Here is a 15,601-nt window from a genome sequence, read left to right as displayed (position 1 = left end):
GTCACCCCCGTCCCGTGATCGCCTCGACGGCGTCGCCGGTCAGCGACGACACCACCGAGGGCAGGGCCATGAAGAGCGCGCCGGCGAACAGGACGGTCAGGCCGATCTTGATCGGGAAGCCCATCTGGAACGCGTTGAGCGCCGGTGCCACGCGGGTCAGCAGCCCGAGGCCGACGTCGGCCAGGAACAGCACGACGACGAGTGGGCCGGCGATCTGCAGGGTGGCGAGGAACATCTGCGACATCGCGGTCACGAGCATCGACGCGAGCCCGTCCACCGCGAAGGTGCCGGTGAGCGGCACGGCGTCGAACGACCGCACCAGACCACCGACGATGAGCTGGTAGCCGCCCGAGGTGAAGAGCAGCGCGAGCGCGGTCATCTGGAACAGGCGGGTGAACTGAGCGCCGTTGACCTGGGACTGCGGGTCGAACGCCTGCGCGAGCGTGAACCCGCCGAACAGGTCGATGAGCGCACCCGCCGACTGGACGGCGGCGAACACCAGGAACACCAGGAACCCGAGGGACAGCCCGACGACGAGCTGGGTGAGCAGGGCGAGCAGGAACGGCCCCGTCTCGAGCGACTCGTAGCCGACGGCGACGCGCGGGGCGACGCCGATGGCCAGCCCCAGCCCGAGGATCACCTTGACCGTGCCCGGGAACGCCCGGTACGAGAACGGCGGCGCGATGACGAAGAACGCGACGAGCCGGACGCCGGCGAGCATGGTCGCCTCCAGACGGTCGGCGTCGATGCTGAGCTCCATCAACCGGCCCCGAGCAGCCTGGGGATCATGTCGAAGGCGACGTGCGTGAACGCGATCATCTCCGAGATCATCCAGTTGCCGCAGACCACCAGGGCGATCGCGACGGCGACGGCCTTCGGCACGAACGAGAGCGTGACCTCCTGGATCTGCGTCACCGACTGGAACAGCGAGATCGCGAAGCCGACGACGAGCGAGGTGATGAGCACCGGGGCGGCGAGCTTGCCGGACACCAGGAGCGCCTGGAGCACGAGGTCGATGACTGCCTGCTGGTTCATGCGTGCCCCCTAGACAACGTGGTAGCTCTCGATGAGCGACGTGATGATGAGGCCCCAGCCGTCGACCAGCACGAAGAGCAGGATCTTGAACGGCAGCGAGATCATGACCGGCGGGAGCATCATCATGCCCATCGACATCAGGGCCGCGGAGACGACGAGGTCGATCACCAGGAACGGGATGAAGATGACGAACCCGATGATGAACGCGCTGCGGAGCTCCGAGATGATGAACGCCGGGATCACCGTCGTCATCGGCACGTCCGCCATCGACTTCGGGTTGTCCAGCCCGGCGGCGCGGGTGATCAGGGCGACGTCCTCGTCACGGGTCTGGTGGAGCATGAAGGTCCGCAGGGGCTTGGTGCCGATCTCGACGGCCTGGCTGAAGTCGAGGTGCCCGGCCAGGTAGGGCTGCAGGGCGTCGTCGTTGATGTGCCCGAGCACCGGTGCCATCACGAACAGCGACAGGAACAGCGCCAGTCCGGCGATCACCTGGTTCGGCGGGATCGACTGCAGCCCGAGCGCGTTCCGGGTCATCGCGAGCACGACGAAGATCTTCGTGAACGACGTCATCATGAGCATCAGCGCGGGTGCGACGCTCAGCAGCGTGATGCCGATGAGCGTCACCACGGCCGACGACGGGGTGCCGTCCGGGCCGTTCACGCTGACGCTGAAGTCTCCGGTCGCGGGGGCGGTCGGGGTCGCCGGGGCGGTGGGTTCGACGACACCGGCGGCGTGCGCACCGGTCGTCGTGAGCATCAGGAACCCGGCCACGACCGCCAGGCCGAGCAGGACGAGGGCGACGAGTCGACCCGACCGTGCCAGCCGGTGCGGCCCTGCCGCGGTCACCCGGCCCGCCGGTTCCGCAGCGCAGCCGCGGCCTGGCGCCAGGTGTCGACCGACAGGATCGAGCCCTGCAACTGCTGCGCGCTCGGCACGGCGCGCTGCGGGCGACGGTTGCGCGGGCGCATCGGCAGCGGCGCGACGGCGCTGGTCGCGTCGGTCGCCCGGGTCACGTCGTCCGTGCCTGCCGGGAGGCCCGTGGTGGCGTCCGACTGCTGCGCGAGTTCCCGACCGAACGCGTCGGCCGACGGGGCGGGACGCACGGGCAGCGCCACCGGTCCGGTCACGATGGTGAGTTCCGGCGCGGGCGCCTGCCCGCTGGTGAGCAGGTTGACCCCGTGCTCGGACACGCCGAGCACGAGCCGCTCCCCCTCGACGTCGACCACGACGACGCTCGCCTTGCCGCCGATGCCCTGCCGACCGACGACCTCGACGGTCGCGGCACGGCGGCCCGACGGCTTGCCCGAGAAGCGCTTGCGGCTCGCGCGGTGCAGCACCCACATGAGGGCGAGCACGACGCCGAGCGAGAGCGCGACGCGGAGGGTGACGACGAGGGTGTCCACGTGCGGGTCAGACCGTCTCGGCGACGTCGAGGATGCGGGTGATCCGGACCGCGTAGTCCTGGTCGACGACGACGACCTCGCCGTGCGCGATGAGGCGGCCGTTCAGCAGGACGTCGGCGGGGGCACCGGCGCTGCGGTCGAGCTCGACGACGGCGCCGGGCTCCATGCCGAGCACGTCGCGGACCGACATCCGGGTGCGGCCGATCTCGACCGTCAGGGTCATCTCGACGTTGTTGATCCGGCCGAGGTTGCCCGCGGGCAGGTTCGCCACGACGGGCGCCGACACCGTGCCGTTCTCGCGGATCCGGATGCCGAACCACCCGGCGGGCAGGCCACCGGCGGTCAGTTCGAACACGACGGTGTCCGGGTCGGCCAGCAGCGACGCGGCCGACTCGCGGTTCGCCTCGCCGAGCACCCCGACGCCGAGGACGCCGGCCGCGGCCTCGAGCGACGGACGCAGGACGTCCGTGACGGCCACGATGCCGTGGTCGGTGCCTCCGGCGGCCGTGATCGACTCGAGGTCGGTGAGCACGAGCGCCAGGTCGGCCGACAGGCCGCCGACGAACGAGGCGACCACGGCGTCCGTCGCCGCGTCGAGCACGACCGGTGTCGCGCCTCCAGGCAGGAGCACCGCGGTCAAGGGGGCGGCCGTCGGGAGCTGCGCCGCGAGCGACTCGGCCGCTGCGGTGTGGAGGGTGGTCGTTTCGGTCATCAGTGCTGCTCCGTGCTCGTGGTGGTGACGACGATGCCGGCGAGGCGCGAGCCGTTCGCGCCGACCGCGGCGGTGCCGACGGGTTCGCCGTCAACCGCGATGGTGAGGGGCCGGTGCTGCGGGTGCGGCAGCGGCAGGACGTCGCCGACGGCGAGCCGCAGGACCTGCGTCGGCAGGACCGCGGCCGGGGCGAAGCGCAGGCTGACGCCCACGGGCACGCTCTCGAGCTGCGCGTCGAGCAGGGCTCGGGCGTCGGCGGGCGAGACGTGCGCTGCGGCCTCGCCGAGCTGCGGCAGGACGGCCTCGGCCGGCAGGGCCAGCGTGCCGGGGGCGATGCGGTCGCCGACCCGGATCGAGAACGAGGCGACGATCATCAGGTCGCCCTTCTGCGCGGCCTGGGCGAACTGGCTGTTGAACTGGAACCCGCCGACCGTGACGTCCTGCGCGAGCAGGCCGCCGAACGAGTAGCGGAGGTCGTCGAGGGCGTCCTCGACGATCTTGCGGACCAGGGCCTGCTCGATGGGCGTGAAGGTGCGGTCCGGGGTCGGGAGCGGCTTCGACGCGCCCAGCGCGTGCGACACCCACGTCAGCGCGGCGTCGAGCGGGACCTGCAGCACGCCCTTCGGGGTCAGGCCGGTGATCGGCAGCAGCACCATGCCGGTGAGCGCGGGCAGCGACGCGGCGTACTCGTCGTACGTCGTCATCTGCACCTGCTCGCAGGTGACCTGGCTGACCGCGCGGACCTTCGCCGTCAGCTGCGTGCCCCACTGGCGCGCGAACGTCTCGAAGGCGAGTTCGAGCACCCGGGCGTGCTCACGGGCCAGCGTCGACGGGCGCGCGAAGTCGTACACCTCGGGCGCTGGCAGGGTCTCGGTCACGGGTGCGTCTATCGGTCACCTGTGGGGCACCCGTCAGTGCTGTACCCCGTAGTGGGGCGGTGGCGTCAGCGCTGGTGCGCTCCGCGCGCTGCGTGTGTCAGCCCTGCTGCGCTGCGTGTCCCAGCCCTGTTGCGCTGCGTGTCTCAGCCCTGTTGCGCTGCGTGTCTCAGCCCTGCTGTGCTCCGTCCTGCGCCTTCGCCAGCGCCGGCATGAGGGCGCTGACGTCCTGGTCGGCGTTCGACAGGACCACGATGTCGACCCGCCGGTTCAGGGCGAGGTCGCGGTCCGTGCCGCCCTTCGCCAGCGGCCGGCTCGACCCGAAGCCGACGCTCTGCACGTGGTCGCCGGGCATCCCGCCCCGCTCGACCAGGTCGCGCAGGACCCCGGTCGCCCGCGCGGCGCTGAGCTCCCAGTTGGTGGCGTACGGCGCGGTCGAGTTCCGCTGGTCGGCGTGCCCCTCGACGCTGACGTCGTGGGCAGAGGTCTTCAGCACCGGCGCGATGGCGTCCATGATCGACCGCGCCTGGTCGGACAGGTCCGCGCTGTTCGTGCCGAAGTACGTCTCGCTGCCGATCAACCGGACGATCAGGCCGCGGGCGTCCACGGTGAACTGGACGTTCTCGGTCTGACCCGCCTTCGCCAGGTTGCGCTGGATCGCACGCTCGAGCTTCGTCAGGTCGTCGAGCTCGCGCTTCGCCTCGGCGAGGTCCTGCTTGCTCGCCGTCGTCGGCACCACCGTCGAGGCGGGGTCGACGTTGGTGTCCTTCGTGCCCGACGAGGCGGTCGAGTGATCGGCCTGGGACTTGTCCGTCGAGTAGCCGGAGCCGTCCTCGACCTGGTCCTTCGTCACGACGGTGCCGCTCGCGGTGTCGATCTTCTGCGAGTCGACCTCGCCGAAGCCGGTGGCGAGCGACTGCTTCAGCTGGATGTACTTCTCCTGGTCGACGGTGGACATCGCGAAGAGCACGAGGAACATGCACATCAGCACCGTGATCATGTCCATGTACGACGCCATCCAGCGCTCGTCGGGGTGCTCGGCCTCGTCGTGGGACTTCTTCGCGCGACCGCGGCCGCGGCCCCGGGGGTTGGCGCTCACGGTCAGGCCGCCAGCTGCTGGTCGTCGGCCGCGTCGGCCTTCTTGCCTGCCTTGCCGCCCGTGTCGGCGCGTGCGGCGGGCGGGACCATCGCCTTCAGCCGCTCACCGAGCAGACGGGGCTGGCTGCCGGCCTGCACCGCGAGCAGCCCCTCCATCAGGAGCGTCTGGCGGTCCGACTCGAGCTGGGCGAGCTTGCGGAGCTTGCCGCCGATCGGCAGCCACATGAAGTTCGCGGTCAGCAGGCCCCACAGGGTCGCGACGAAGGCGCTGGCGATCAGCGGTCCGAGCTCGTCGGGCTTGCCGAGGTTCGCGAGCACGTGGGTCAGCGAAACCACGGTGCCGATGATGCCGACGGTCGGGGCGAAGCCGCCGAGGCCCATGAAGAACGCGCTCGCGCTCCGCGTCGGGGCCGCGTTCGACTCGATCTCGTCCTCGAGCAGGATCCGCAGCTCGTCGCCGTCGGTGCCGTCCGCGATGTTCTGCAGCGCCTTCTTCATGAACGGGTCGTCGTGCTTGTCGGCCTCCTGCTCGAGGGCGAGCAGGCCGTTGGCGCGGGCGGTCTCGGCGAGTCCGACGACGTCGTCGATGACCGACGCCGGCGGGGTGACCTTGCCGGTGAACGCCTTCGGCACGGCCTTGAAGCTGGCGATCGCGTCCTTGAGCGTGGTGCTGGCGATGCCACAGCCGATGGTGGCACCGAACACGAGCAGCATCGGGGCGGGCAGGAAGAGTCCACCGAGCTCGACGTGCTCCATCTGGACCATGCCGAACAGGGCGCCGAAGGCGAGCAGGATGCCGACGATCGTTGCGATGTCCACGTCAGCGACCCCCGTCCAGCGCGCGACCGTGCTGCGTGGAGCGGAGTGCGGCGACCGGGGCGAGCGTGGGCTGCGGGCCGGTGTTCGTGCTCGAGCGGGGGGCCTGGTCGGTGCCGTAGGCCATGCCGACGATGCGTGCGCGGTACGCGGCGATCAGGTCGATGACGTCGGCCATCGACTCCCGCACGATGTACTTCGCGCCGTCGACCATGATGAGCGTCGTGTCCGGCGTCTCCTGGATGCGCTCCACGAGATCGGGGTTCACAGCGAATCCGCTGCCGTTCAGTCGTGTGACGACGATCATGGCCCGTCCTGGTTCTCGATCGTCCCGCCGCCGTCCGTGGGGCGGGATGCGGGCCCGTCCGTGGGCCTGCACGGAGGACTATCGGCGGGTACGACGGGTGCGTTAGCGACCCGTTCGGGCCGTCTCAGGCGATCCCCAGGAAATCGCTGCATCCGATCGGGGTGCTCCGGCGGTAGTGGGGGTACGACGTCGAGGACGACGTCGTCCGCACCGGCCCGGACAGGCCCGAAGGAGACACGTCATGCGCAAGACACTCGCCACCGGCCTCAGCGCCGGTGTCCTCTTCGCCGCCGCTGCGGCCGTACTGCCCGCGACCGCTGCGACCGCCGCCACCGGCGAGGCGACGCTCTCGGTCCTCCACGCCGTGCCGGACGTCACCGTCGACGTCTACCTCGACGGCGAACGTGCCATCGACGATTTCACCCCGGGCACCCTCGCCGGCCCGATGATGGTGCCGGCCGGTGCACACCAGCTCGCGATCACCGCCTCGGACGCCACCGACGCGTCGAAGCCGATCATCGGCCCGGCGGACGTCTCGTTCGACGCCGGCGGCGACTACACCGCCGTCGCCCACGACGCCACGGACGGGTCGCCGACCGCCACGGTGTTCACCAACGACACCTCGGCCGTCGCGGCCGGCCAGGGACGCCTGGTCGTCCGGCACGTCGCCGCCGCACCGGCCGTCGACGTCCTCGCCGGTGGGAAGGCCGTCGTGTCGAACCTGTCGAACCCCGACGAGCAGGCCCTCGAGCTGCCGGCCGGCACCGTGTCGGCGACCGTCGCCGCCACCGGGACCACCGACCCCGTGATCGGCCCGGCGGACGTCGCGGTCACCGCGGGCTCGTCGACCATCGTCTACGCCTGGGGCAGCCTGGACGACGACAACCTCGCCCTCGCCACGCAGACGATCGCGGACCTCGGTGGCACGCCGAACGGCGTCCCCGCCGGGAACGCCGGTCTCGTGGCCTCGAACGACCAGGACCCCCTGCCCCTGGTCGGCGCAGCGGCGGCCGCACTGGCCGCCGCTGCCGCGATCGGGGCCGTGGTGCTCCGCCGCCGGCACGCAGCGACCCGCCGCTGAACGTGCCACGCCCCGTGCGGTCCGCCACGGTGACGCTCGTCGTCGCCGTGGCGGCCGCCGCCCTGACCGGGTGCTCGTCGGCCGGGACCACCCCCGGCGGGCAGCCGTCCGTCCTGCCGACCACCACCCCCACACCGGTCCCGTCGGCGTTCTCGACCGAGGTACCGCAGCAGGCCGCCACGATCCCCCCGGTCCGGGATGCCCCCGCCCCCACCACCATCACGGTCGACCACGCCGGCATCCGCGCGCCGATCCGCCCCGAGGGGGTCGACGAGGACGGCGCGATGGCGCTCCCGCCCGACCCGGCGACCGCGGGCTGGTACCGGTTCGGTGCCGCACCGTCGTCCACCGAGGGCACGGTCGTCATCGCGGCCCACGTCGACGCGGTCGGCTACGGCATCGGCCCGTTCTCCCGCCTCGGCGACGCCCCGTCCGGCACCCGGGTCACCCTGACCGACGCGGACGGTGCCGAGACCGCGTGGCGGATCGACTCCGTCAGCATGCTCGAGAAGCAGGGACTCCCCTGGGACGAGGTGTTCCGCGACGACGGACCACGACGGCTCGTCCTGGTGACCTGCGGCGGGACGTTCGACGCAGCCACCGGACACTACGAGAGCAACCTCGTCGTCACCGCGGTCCCGGCCTGACCGTGGCGACGATCCGCCCCCTACGATCGGATCGTGGTCGACGACGACCGCGCCAGCGACAGGAAGACGTGACGACCATCCTCCCGGACGACAGCGAGCTCTCGGACGCGTTCCGCGCCGGGGGCGAGCACGCCCTGCGAGCCGTCTACGAACGGTGGTCGTCGCTCGTGTACTCGCTGGCCCTGCGCGCCCTGGCCGACCCGGCCGCCGCGGAGGACGTCACGCAGCAGGTCTTCGTGAAGGCCTGGCAGCGCAGCACGAGCTACGACCCCGGTCGCGCCCCGCTCGGCGCGTGGCTGGTCGGTATCACCCGGAACTGCATCGCCGACGCGCAGAACGAGCGCCGACGGCACGCCAGCGCCGCCGACCCGGACGTGGTCGAGGAGACCACCCCGGCGTCGGAACCGGCCTTCGACCTGGCCGAACGCGCACTGGTCGCCGGCGAGCTCGAGCGGCTCGACGAGGTCCCACGGCGCGTGATGCGACTGGCGTTCTACGACGACCTCAGCCATCGTGAGATCGCCGAACGGCTCGAACTGCCGCTGGGCACCGTCAAGAGCCACATCCACCGAAGTCTGGCTCGGCTCCGAACACGTCTGGAGGTGATCGAATGAAGCACGTCGACGACGAGACGCTGGCGATGCTCGCGGTCTCCGACCAGGTCGCCGCGGACGACGTCGCCGAGCACCTGGCGTCCTGCGACCGGTGCCGCGACGAGGTGGCCGCGCTGCAGCGGGTCGCCGCGGTGACCCGGGCGTCCGAGGACGTCATGCTGGCCGCGCCCCCGGAGCACGTGTGGGACCGGATCGCGGCCGAGATCGCCCGGACGCCGCAGCAGGCTGCGGCGCCGGCGACCGACCCCGGACGAGCGGCCGAACGCGCGTCCGGCGGGGCAGCCGGCGGCACCCGGTCCGACGCGCAGCACCACGCCGTGGCCCGCCGACCCCGATCCCGTCCGCGTCGTCGCCGTGCCCTGGCACTGGTGATCGCCGGCGCCGGCGTACTCGCCGTCGTCCTCGGCATCGGTGTGGCGTCGGGGATCGTCCCCGGACTCCCCCGCGGCGACACCGAGACCGTCCTGGCGAACACCGAGCTCGCCGCACTGCCCGGTTGGTCGGGGACGACCGGCCGCGCCGAACTCGAACGTGACCAGGACGGCCGGGTGACCCTGCTCGTCGACCTGCACGGAGAGCGCGGTCGCTCCGGCACCGGTCCGCTGCGCGAGGTCTGGATGATGCGGTCGGACCTCGGCGGACTGGTGAGCGTCGGCTACCTCGACGGCGACCAGGGCCGCTTCACGGTGCCCGACGGCGTCGACACCGCGGAGTTCCCCGTCGTGGACGTCTCGGCCGAGGCTGACGACGGTGATCCGGCGCACTCCGGTGACTCGATCGTCCGGGGCACCCTGACCGATCCCTGAGCGGTTTCGTCCCCCGAAATTCCCAACTGTGACGTATTCGAGACCTCAAGGCGCGCAACGGGTGTCGATCTTCCACTGCTTTATCTCATGAGCGTGTTAGCGTGGCGCGCATGACCGACACCACCACCGTCGTCTCGCCGGCATCTCCGGCGACCGCAGCACCCCTCCGTGAGGTCGGCGCCCTGATCCGGGGCGCCCGCAAGGGCCGCAGCATGACGCAGGCCCAGCTCGCCGAACGCGTCGGCACCAGCCAGAGCGCCATCAACCGCATCGAGCAGGGTGGGCAGAACCTGTCCCTCGAGATGCTCACCCGCATCAGCGACGCCCTCGACCAGCAGATCGTCTCGATCGGCGGCGCCCCGCAGCGCGCCCACCTGCGCGTGCAGGGCGGCCGGAAGCTCAGCGGCTCCATCGCGGTGAACTCGAGCAAGAACGCCGCCGTGGCCCTGCTCTGCGCCTCGCTGCTCAACCGCGGCGTGACCCGTCTGCACAAGGTCGCCCGGATCGTCGAGGTCGACCGCATCATCGACGTGCTCCGCAGCCTCGGCGCGAGCGTCACCTGGTCGGAGGACGGCGAGACCCTCGAGATCGTCGCCCCCGACGACCTGCACCTCGACGCGATCGACGCCGACGCCGCCCGCCGCACCCGCAGCGTGCTCATGTTCCTCGGCCCGCTCAGCGGCCGCTACGAGTCCTTCCGCCTGCCCTACGCCGGCGGCTGCGACCTCGGCACCCGCACGGTCGAGCCGCACCTCATCGCGCTCCGCCCGTTCGGCGTGGACGTCGAGGCGACCTCCGGCTGGTACGAGGTCGACGTCGCGAACCAGGCCGTCCCCACCAAGTCGGTCGTGCTCACCGAGCGCGGCGACACCGTGACCGAGAACGCGATCCTGGCCGCCGCGGCCCGCGACGGCGAGACCGTCATCCGGAACGCCAGCCCCAACTACATGGTGCAGGACCTCTGCTTCTTCCTCGAGCTGCTCGGGGTGCAGATCGAGGGCATCGGCACCACCACGCTCCGCATCACCGGCAAGAGCAAGATCGACGAGGTCGTGGACTACTGGCCGAGCGAGGACCCGGTCGAGGCGATGAGCCTGCTGACCGCCGGCATCGTCACCGCGTCGACCCTCACCGTGACCCGGGCGCCGATCGAGTTCCTCGAGATCGAGCTCGCGACCCTGGCCGAGATGGGCCTGCGCTTCGACGTCACCGAGGAGTACGCCGCCGCCAACGGCCGCACCCGCCTCGTCGACATCACGGTGTACCCGTCCGAGCTGCACGCGCCGATCGACAAGATCCACGCGATGCCGTTCCCCGGCCTGAACATCGACAACCTGCCGTTCTTCGTCGTCATCGCGGCCATGGCGGAGGGCACCACGCTCGTGCACGACTGGGTCTACGAGGGCCGGGCGATCCACCTGCTCGACCTCACGCGCCTGGGTGCGAGCGTCACCCTGCGCGACCCGCACCGCCTCGACGTGACCGGCCCGACGCACTTCTCCGGTGCGGAGATCAGCTGCCCGCCGGCGCTGCGGCCCGCCGTCGTGATCCTGCTGGCGATGCTCGCGGCGAAGGGCGAGAGCGTCCTGCGCAACGTCGGCATCATCGCCCGTGGCTACGAGCAGCTGCAGGAGCGCCTCAACTCGCTCGGCGCGTCCATCGAGACGTTCCACGACTGACGCGACCACCCACCCGCGCGACCTGACGGCCCGTCCCCGCAAGTGGGGACGGGCCGTCACCCGTTCTGCGGGGTCCCCACGGGCCTCCAGGCCGATGCCCAGGAGCGCTCCATGCGCCGCCCAGCCCGACCGTGCTGGATGGGCAGATGGCCACGAGATCACTCCTGACCGTCCCCCTGCTCATCACCGTCGCGGCCGCCGCGGCGGCCTGGCTGGTCCTCGGCCCCGCCGCGGCGCTCGCCTTCGTCGCCCTCGCGTTCCTCGAGATCGCGATGGCCGCGGACTCGTCCGTGCCGATGGCCGGCATCGCCGGCAGGCTGCACTCCCCCGCCCGGCGGCTGTTCCTGTCGCTCGGGATCGTCGCGGGCGTGCTCGCGATGCGCCTGCTCCTGCCGCCGGCCGCCGTCGCGGTCGGTGACGCGACCGACCCGGCCAGCTCGGTGGAGGAAGCCGTCTTCGCGCCCGGCTCGTTCTCCGCACACCTGGCCGAGGTGCGTCCGGCCCTCGCCGCCTTCGGCGCCGCGTTCATCTGGCAGGTCTTCGCCGAGTACCTGTTCAACACCGACCGCGCGTCACGCAGGTCGTGGCTGGGCAGCCTGGAGGCGCGGCTCGCCTCCGTCGCGCGACCGCGCGTCTGGTCACTGGTCACCGCTGCGACGGGGGTCGTCGTGACCTCCGTGCTCGTCGGGTCGCGTTCCGGCTGGGCCGCCGGTGCGCTGCTGCCGGTCGCGCTCGGCGGGGTGGCCGGTATCGCGGCGTACCTCGTGTCGAAGCGGACCGCGGCGTGGGCGCTGCGCAGCGGCCCCGGCGGCGGGTCGGACACGGCGTCGATCGGGGTCGGCCGCGGAGCCTGGCGCATCCACCTCTACGCGTCGACGGTCGTGTTCGAGCGGGGGCTCGTCGTGTTCATGCTGTTCGAGATCCTCGACGGCGTGTACAGCCTGTCGGGGTCCGGGCCGCTCGGGTCGGACGGGCTCGGGGCGCTCGAGCAGGCCGCCGTCGCCATCGGAGCGATCGGGGTGGGCGCGGTGTTCCTGGCCCGCCTGACCTCGCGGGTCGACCAGGCTGCTGGGCTGAAGCGGCTTCGGTACCTGAAGGCCGGGGCGGCGTACGTGCTCGGCGTGCTGTCGGTGCTGCTGTGGGCGAGCCTGCTCGTGCCGATCCCGGGCGTCGTCGTGGGGTGGTTCGGGACCGTCGTGATCGGGTCCGCGCTGGTGAGCTCCCTGCCGTGGCGCGCGTGGTGGCGGCGGGTGGTGCGGCGGCCGCGAGCGGTGTGAGCGGCGGCTCGGGACGCGTCGTGCGCTGTGGTGCGGCGCGTCGTTCGGCTGTGCGCGGCGCGTCGTCCGGCTGTGTGCGGCGCGTCGTCCGGCTGTTCTGGAAGGATCCACCGTGGATCGGCGTTGACTGGCGGGTCGGACGACGATCGGAGTGCACGTGCTGGGACCGGAACTGGTGGTCGTGCTCGGCCTCGCCATCGCACTGACGGCGGCCGTGGCCGACCGGATCCGGATCGCACCACCCGTGCTGCTCATGGTCTTCGGCGCGCTGCTCGGGCTCGTGCCGGAGTTCGCGGACGTCGAGCTCCCCGCCGAGGCGGTGCTGCTGCTGTTCCTGCCGGCGCTGCTCTACTGGGAGAGCCTGACGACGTCGCTCCGTGAGATCCGGAAGAACCTGCGCGGCATCGTCCTGATGGGCACCCTGCTCGTCGTGGTGACCGCCGGTGCCGTCGCCGTCCTGCTGCACCTGCTCGGGATGCCGTGGGGGCCGGCCTGGGTGCTCGGCGCCGCGGTCGCCCCGACCGACGCGACCGCGGTCGGCGTGCTCACGAAGATGCTGCCGCGGCGGAACGTCACCGTGCTCCGCGCCGAGAGCCTGGTGAACGACGGCACCACCCTCGTCGTCTACGGCATCGCGGTGGCCGTCACCGTCGGGACGCAGGAGCTCACGTTCTGGGGCGTGTCCGGCATGCTCGTCCTGTCGTACATCGGCGGGGTCGCCGCTGGTCTCGCCGCCGCCTGGATCGGGACGATGGTGCTGCGACGCGTCGACACCGTCGTGCTCGAGAACCTCGTCACCCTGCTCGTGCCCTTCGCCGCGTTCCTGGCTGCCGAGGCCATCGGCGCCTCGGGCGTGCTCGCCGTCGTGGCGGCCGGCATCGTCGTCAGCCAGGTCGGCCCCAAGCTCGACCGTGCCGAGACCCGTCAGCAGGTGCGCGCGTTCTGGTCGTTCCTGACCTTCCTGCTCAACGGCGCACTGTTCGTCCTGGTCGGCATCGAGGCGATGGTCGCCGCCCGGGCACTCGACCCCGCCGACCTGCTGCGCGGGACCGGGATCGTCTTCGCGGTCGCGGTGCTGCTCGTCATCGTGCGGTTCGCGTTCCTCAACGCCGCGGGCGGGACCATCTGGCTCGTCACCCGACGCACCGGCGGAGAACCCCGCGAGGGGCACCGCGACCGGCTCGTCAGCGGGTTCGCCGGGTTCCGGGGCGCGGTGTCGCTCGCCATGGCCGTCGCCGTGCCGCGCACCCTCGAGTCCGGCGGTGACTTCCCCGAGCGGGACCTCATCGTCTTCGTCACTGCCGGCGTGGTCATCGTCACGATCGTCGGGCAGGCCCTCGTGCTGCCGGCCGTCCTGCGCCGCGCCGCGCTCCCCGAGGACGAGTCCGTCAGCGAGGAACGTCGCTACGCCGAACGCACCGCCATCGAGGAGGCGCTCGATGCACTCCCCCGTCTCGCACGGTCGACCGGAGCCGATCGTGCCACCGTTGATCGCCTGCGCAAGGACTACGAGGCGCACCTCGACGTGATCGAGGCCCGCGAAGGGGACGACGACGACCATCCCGCGCTGCAGCGGCACGACAACGCGGTCGCCCTCGAGCTCGCACTCGTCCAGCACAAGGCGAGGACCCTGTTGCGCCTGCGCGACGCCGACGAGATCGACGACCTGGTGCTGCGTCAGGTGCGCGCCGGGTACGACGCGGAAGAGGCGCGGCTCGACGGCATCGAATCGGTGGCGTCACCGCCCACGTCGTCGTAGGGCGACTCCGGGCACACCTGGTCGAAGCGGGCGTTCCCGGTCTGTCGTTCTGACCAGGTATGCCCGTTCCGCGTTCCCATCGCACCGGGAACGCTAGCCTGGCCGCAGTGATCCTCCGTCTCTCTCGGTGACCCACCGGTCACCCAGCACCACCGGTTCGCCCCGCCGCCGCGCGGGGGTGGTCTCGTGCGCCCGGACGGGGAACTCCACCAGGAGTTCCCCCGCACCCGGCACACCATCCAGACCACCAGAGGAAGACCACTCCATGACGACCACCGACCGGTCCGCCCTGCGCGCGGACTGCGGCAACTGCTTCGCGCTCTGCTGCACCGCCTTCGGGTTCCAGCGCTCCGCCGACTTCCCGATCGACAAACCCGCCGGCACCCCCTGCGGCAACCTCGCCGACGACTTCTCCTGCACCATCCACCAGTCGCTGCGCCCGCGCGGGTTCCGGGGCTGCACCGTCTTCGACTGCTCCGGTGCGGGCCAGTACGTGTCCCAGACCCTCTACGACGGGGTCAGTTGGCGTGACCACCCGGACTCCCGCGCGGAGATGTTCCGGGTGTTCCCGATCGTCCGCAGGTTGCACGAGATGCTCTGGCACCTTGCCGAGGCACAGGACCGTGCGGTGACCCCGGACTCAGCAGACGACGCTGCCCGCCTCGCGGAGGAGATCCGCCGAAGCCTCGACGCCGGTCGGCCGATGCTCCTCGCGCTCGATGTGGAGCCCCTGCACGCTCGAGTACGCGATGTCCTGATCGAGGTGAGCGCCGAGGTCCGAGGCCGGTACTGCGCCGGTGCGGACGACGCTCCGCACGGCCTGCTGCGACCGGGGGCGGACCTCGCCGGGCGCGACCTCCGCGCACGGTCGCTGCGCGGGGCCGACCTGCGGGGAGCCACGATGATCGCTGCAGACCTGCGCGGTGTCGACCTGTCCGGTGTCGACCTGCTCGGCGCGGACCTCCGGGATGCGCGGGTCGACGGAGCCGACCTGTCCACGGCGGTGTTCCTCACACAGGCGCAGGTGAACGCGGCACGCGGTGACTCCGCCACTCTGGTGCCCGACGGGATCGACCCGCCGTCGCAGTGGTCGTCGACGGCGATCGAGCGCTGAGTGAGCTCGGACCCGGAGTTGACACCGGTTCTCATCTATAAATGTATTGCTACTTCTGCATATGTGATCTACGCTGGGGGCATCCCAACCGACGATCAGCAGGAGGTCACCATGGCCGAGCACGAGAACAGCGCAGAGCACACCGTCGCCGAGCACACCCACCAGGACGGCTGCGGCCACGAGACGGTGCAGCACGAGGACCACGTGGACTTCGTCCACGACGGCCACAAGCACGCCCAGCACGGCGACCACTACGACGAGCACTGATCTCCTGATCAGCGCAGGCCCGTGATCAGCACCGATCGACGGACCTGCACGACGGCCCCGACGCACCGCGCCGGGGCCGTCGTGTTGCATGCACGTATGCGCGTGCGCTTA

18 protein-coding genes are annotated in these 15,601 nt (G+C 71.6%); 9 read left to right on the top strand and 9 right to left on the bottom strand.

What is annotated here, in order from left to right; genetic code table 11:
* Position 1: 1 nt before the first annotated feature.
* The 9 genes from DEI96_RS08970 to DEI96_RS08930 form a co-directional block, all read right to left on the bottom strand.
* Positions 2-760 (bottom strand): flagellar biosynthetic protein FliR, encoded by a 759-nt coding sequence (locus DEI96_RS08970; RefSeq protein WP_110894673.1) that lies wholly within the window; start codon positions 758-760, stop codon positions 2-4.
* Positions 760-1,035: a flagellar biosynthesis protein FliQ gene (fliQ, locus tag DEI96_RS08965; protein WP_111022850.1), complete on the bottom strand. Its 276-nt coding sequence runs from the start codon at positions 1,033-1,035 to the stop codon at positions 760-762. The genes DEI96_RS08970 and fliQ overlap by 1 nt, the downstream gene beginning before the upstream one ends.
* A gap of 9 nt (positions 1,036-1,044) precedes the next feature.
* A complete protein-coding gene (gene fliP, locus DEI96_RS08960; RefSeq protein WP_111022849.1) occupies positions 1,045-1,881 on the bottom strand; it encodes a flagellar type III secretion system pore protein FliP in 837 nt (278 codons plus the stop codon).
* Positions 1,878-2,438, bottom strand: a complete 561-nt coding sequence (locus DEI96_RS08955; RefSeq protein WP_027465539.1) for a FliO/MopB family protein — start codon at positions 2,436-2,438, stop codon at positions 1,878-1,880. Before DEI96_RS08955 ends, fliP begins: the two co-directional genes overlap by 4 nt.
* A gap of 7 nt (positions 2,439-2,445) precedes the next feature.
* Complete coding sequence (gene fliN, locus DEI96_RS08950) at positions 2,446-3,150, bottom strand: flagellar motor switch protein FliN (RefSeq protein WP_111022848.1); 705 nt, start codon at positions 3,148-3,150, stop codon at positions 2,446-2,448.
* On the bottom strand, positions 3,150-4,028 hold the full coding sequence (locus tag DEI96_RS08945; protein ID WP_110894679.1) for a flagellar motor switch protein FliM: 879 nt from the start codon (positions 4,026-4,028) through the stop codon (positions 3,150-3,152). Before DEI96_RS08945 ends, fliN begins: the two co-directional genes overlap by 1 nt.
* A gap of 166 nt (positions 4,029-4,194) precedes the next feature.
* On the bottom strand, positions 4,195-5,124 hold the full coding sequence (locus tag DEI96_RS08940; protein ID WP_110863814.1) for an OmpA/MotB family protein: 930 nt from the start codon (positions 5,122-5,124) through the stop codon (positions 4,195-4,197).
* Positions 5,125-5,126: 2 nt separating this feature from the next.
* Complete coding sequence (locus DEI96_RS08935; RefSeq protein WP_111022847.1) at positions 5,127-5,942, bottom strand: motility protein A; 816 nt, start codon at positions 5,940-5,942, stop codon at positions 5,127-5,129.
* Between the two features lies 1 nt (position 5,943).
* On the bottom strand, positions 5,944-6,246 hold the full coding sequence (locus DEI96_RS08930; protein WP_110863815.1) for a flagellar FlbD family protein: 303 nt from the start codon (positions 6,244-6,246) through the stop codon (positions 5,944-5,946).
* Positions 6,247-6,487: 241 nt separating this feature from the next.
* On the opposite strand from DEI96_RS08930, the gene DEI96_RS08925 reads away from it, so the two are divergent.
* From DEI96_RS08925 to DEI96_RS08885, 9 genes are all read left to right on the top strand, one after another.
* On the top strand, positions 6,488-7,327 hold the full coding sequence (locus DEI96_RS08925; RefSeq protein WP_111022846.1) for a DUF4397 domain-containing protein: 840 nt from the start codon (positions 6,488-6,490) through the stop codon (positions 7,325-7,327).
* 14 nt (positions 7,328-7,341) lie between these two features.
* The gene (locus DEI96_RS08920) at positions 7,342-7,974 is read left to right on the top strand and encodes a class F sortase (RefSeq protein ID WP_181440491.1); all 633 of its coding nucleotides are present in this window, start codon (positions 7,342-7,344) and stop codon (positions 7,972-7,974) included.
* A gap of 68 nt (positions 7,975-8,042) precedes the next feature.
* Positions 8,043-8,588, top strand: coding sequence for an RNA polymerase sigma factor (locus tag DEI96_RS08915; protein WP_111022845.1), 546 nt, complete (start codon positions 8,043-8,045; stop codon positions 8,586-8,588).
* Positions 8,585-9,394, top strand: coding sequence for an anti-sigma factor (locus DEI96_RS08910; protein ID WP_111022844.1), 810 nt, complete (start codon positions 8,585-8,587; stop codon positions 9,392-9,394). Before DEI96_RS08915 ends, DEI96_RS08910 begins: the two co-directional genes overlap by 4 nt.
* Positions 9,395-9,504: 110 nt before the next feature.
* Positions 9,505-11,073, top strand: coding sequence for a helix-turn-helix domain-containing protein (locus DEI96_RS08905; protein ID WP_171907747.1), 1,569 nt, complete (start codon positions 9,505-9,507; stop codon positions 11,071-11,073).
* 146 nt (positions 11,074-11,219) lie between these two features.
* Positions 11,220-12,350, top strand: coding sequence for a DUF475 domain-containing protein (locus DEI96_RS08900; RefSeq protein ID WP_111022843.1), 1,131 nt, complete (start codon positions 11,220-11,222; stop codon positions 12,348-12,350).
* Positions 12,351-12,507: 157 nt separating this feature from the next.
* The gene (locus tag DEI96_RS08895) at positions 12,508-14,109 is read left to right on the top strand and encodes a Na+/H+ antiporter (protein WP_111022904.1); all 1,602 of its coding nucleotides are present in this window, start codon (positions 12,508-12,510) and stop codon (positions 14,107-14,109) included.
* 265 nt (positions 14,110-14,374) lie between these two features.
* Positions 14,375-15,223 carry a pentapeptide repeat-containing protein gene (locus DEI96_RS08890; RefSeq protein ID WP_111022842.1) on the top strand — a complete coding sequence of 283 codons (849 nt, stop codon included), beginning with the start codon at positions 14,375-14,377 and terminating at the stop codon, positions 15,221-15,223.
* A gap of 111 nt (positions 15,224-15,334) precedes the next feature.
* Entirely contained in the window at positions 15,335-15,490 is a 156-nt protein-coding gene (locus tag DEI96_RS08885; RefSeq protein ID WP_017887460.1) for a hypothetical protein, read from the top strand.
* The last annotated feature ends 111 nt before the right edge of the window (positions 15,491-15,601 follow it).

Source organism: Curtobacterium sp. MCLR17_031 (assembly GCF_003234775.2).
GTDB classification, from domain to species: Bacteria; Actinomycetota; Actinomycetes; order Actinomycetales; family Microbacteriaceae; genus Curtobacterium; species Curtobacterium flaccumfaciens.
The sequence above is the reverse complement of the archived record's forward strand: the minus strand, read 5'-3'. Positions and strand labels throughout refer to the sequence as shown.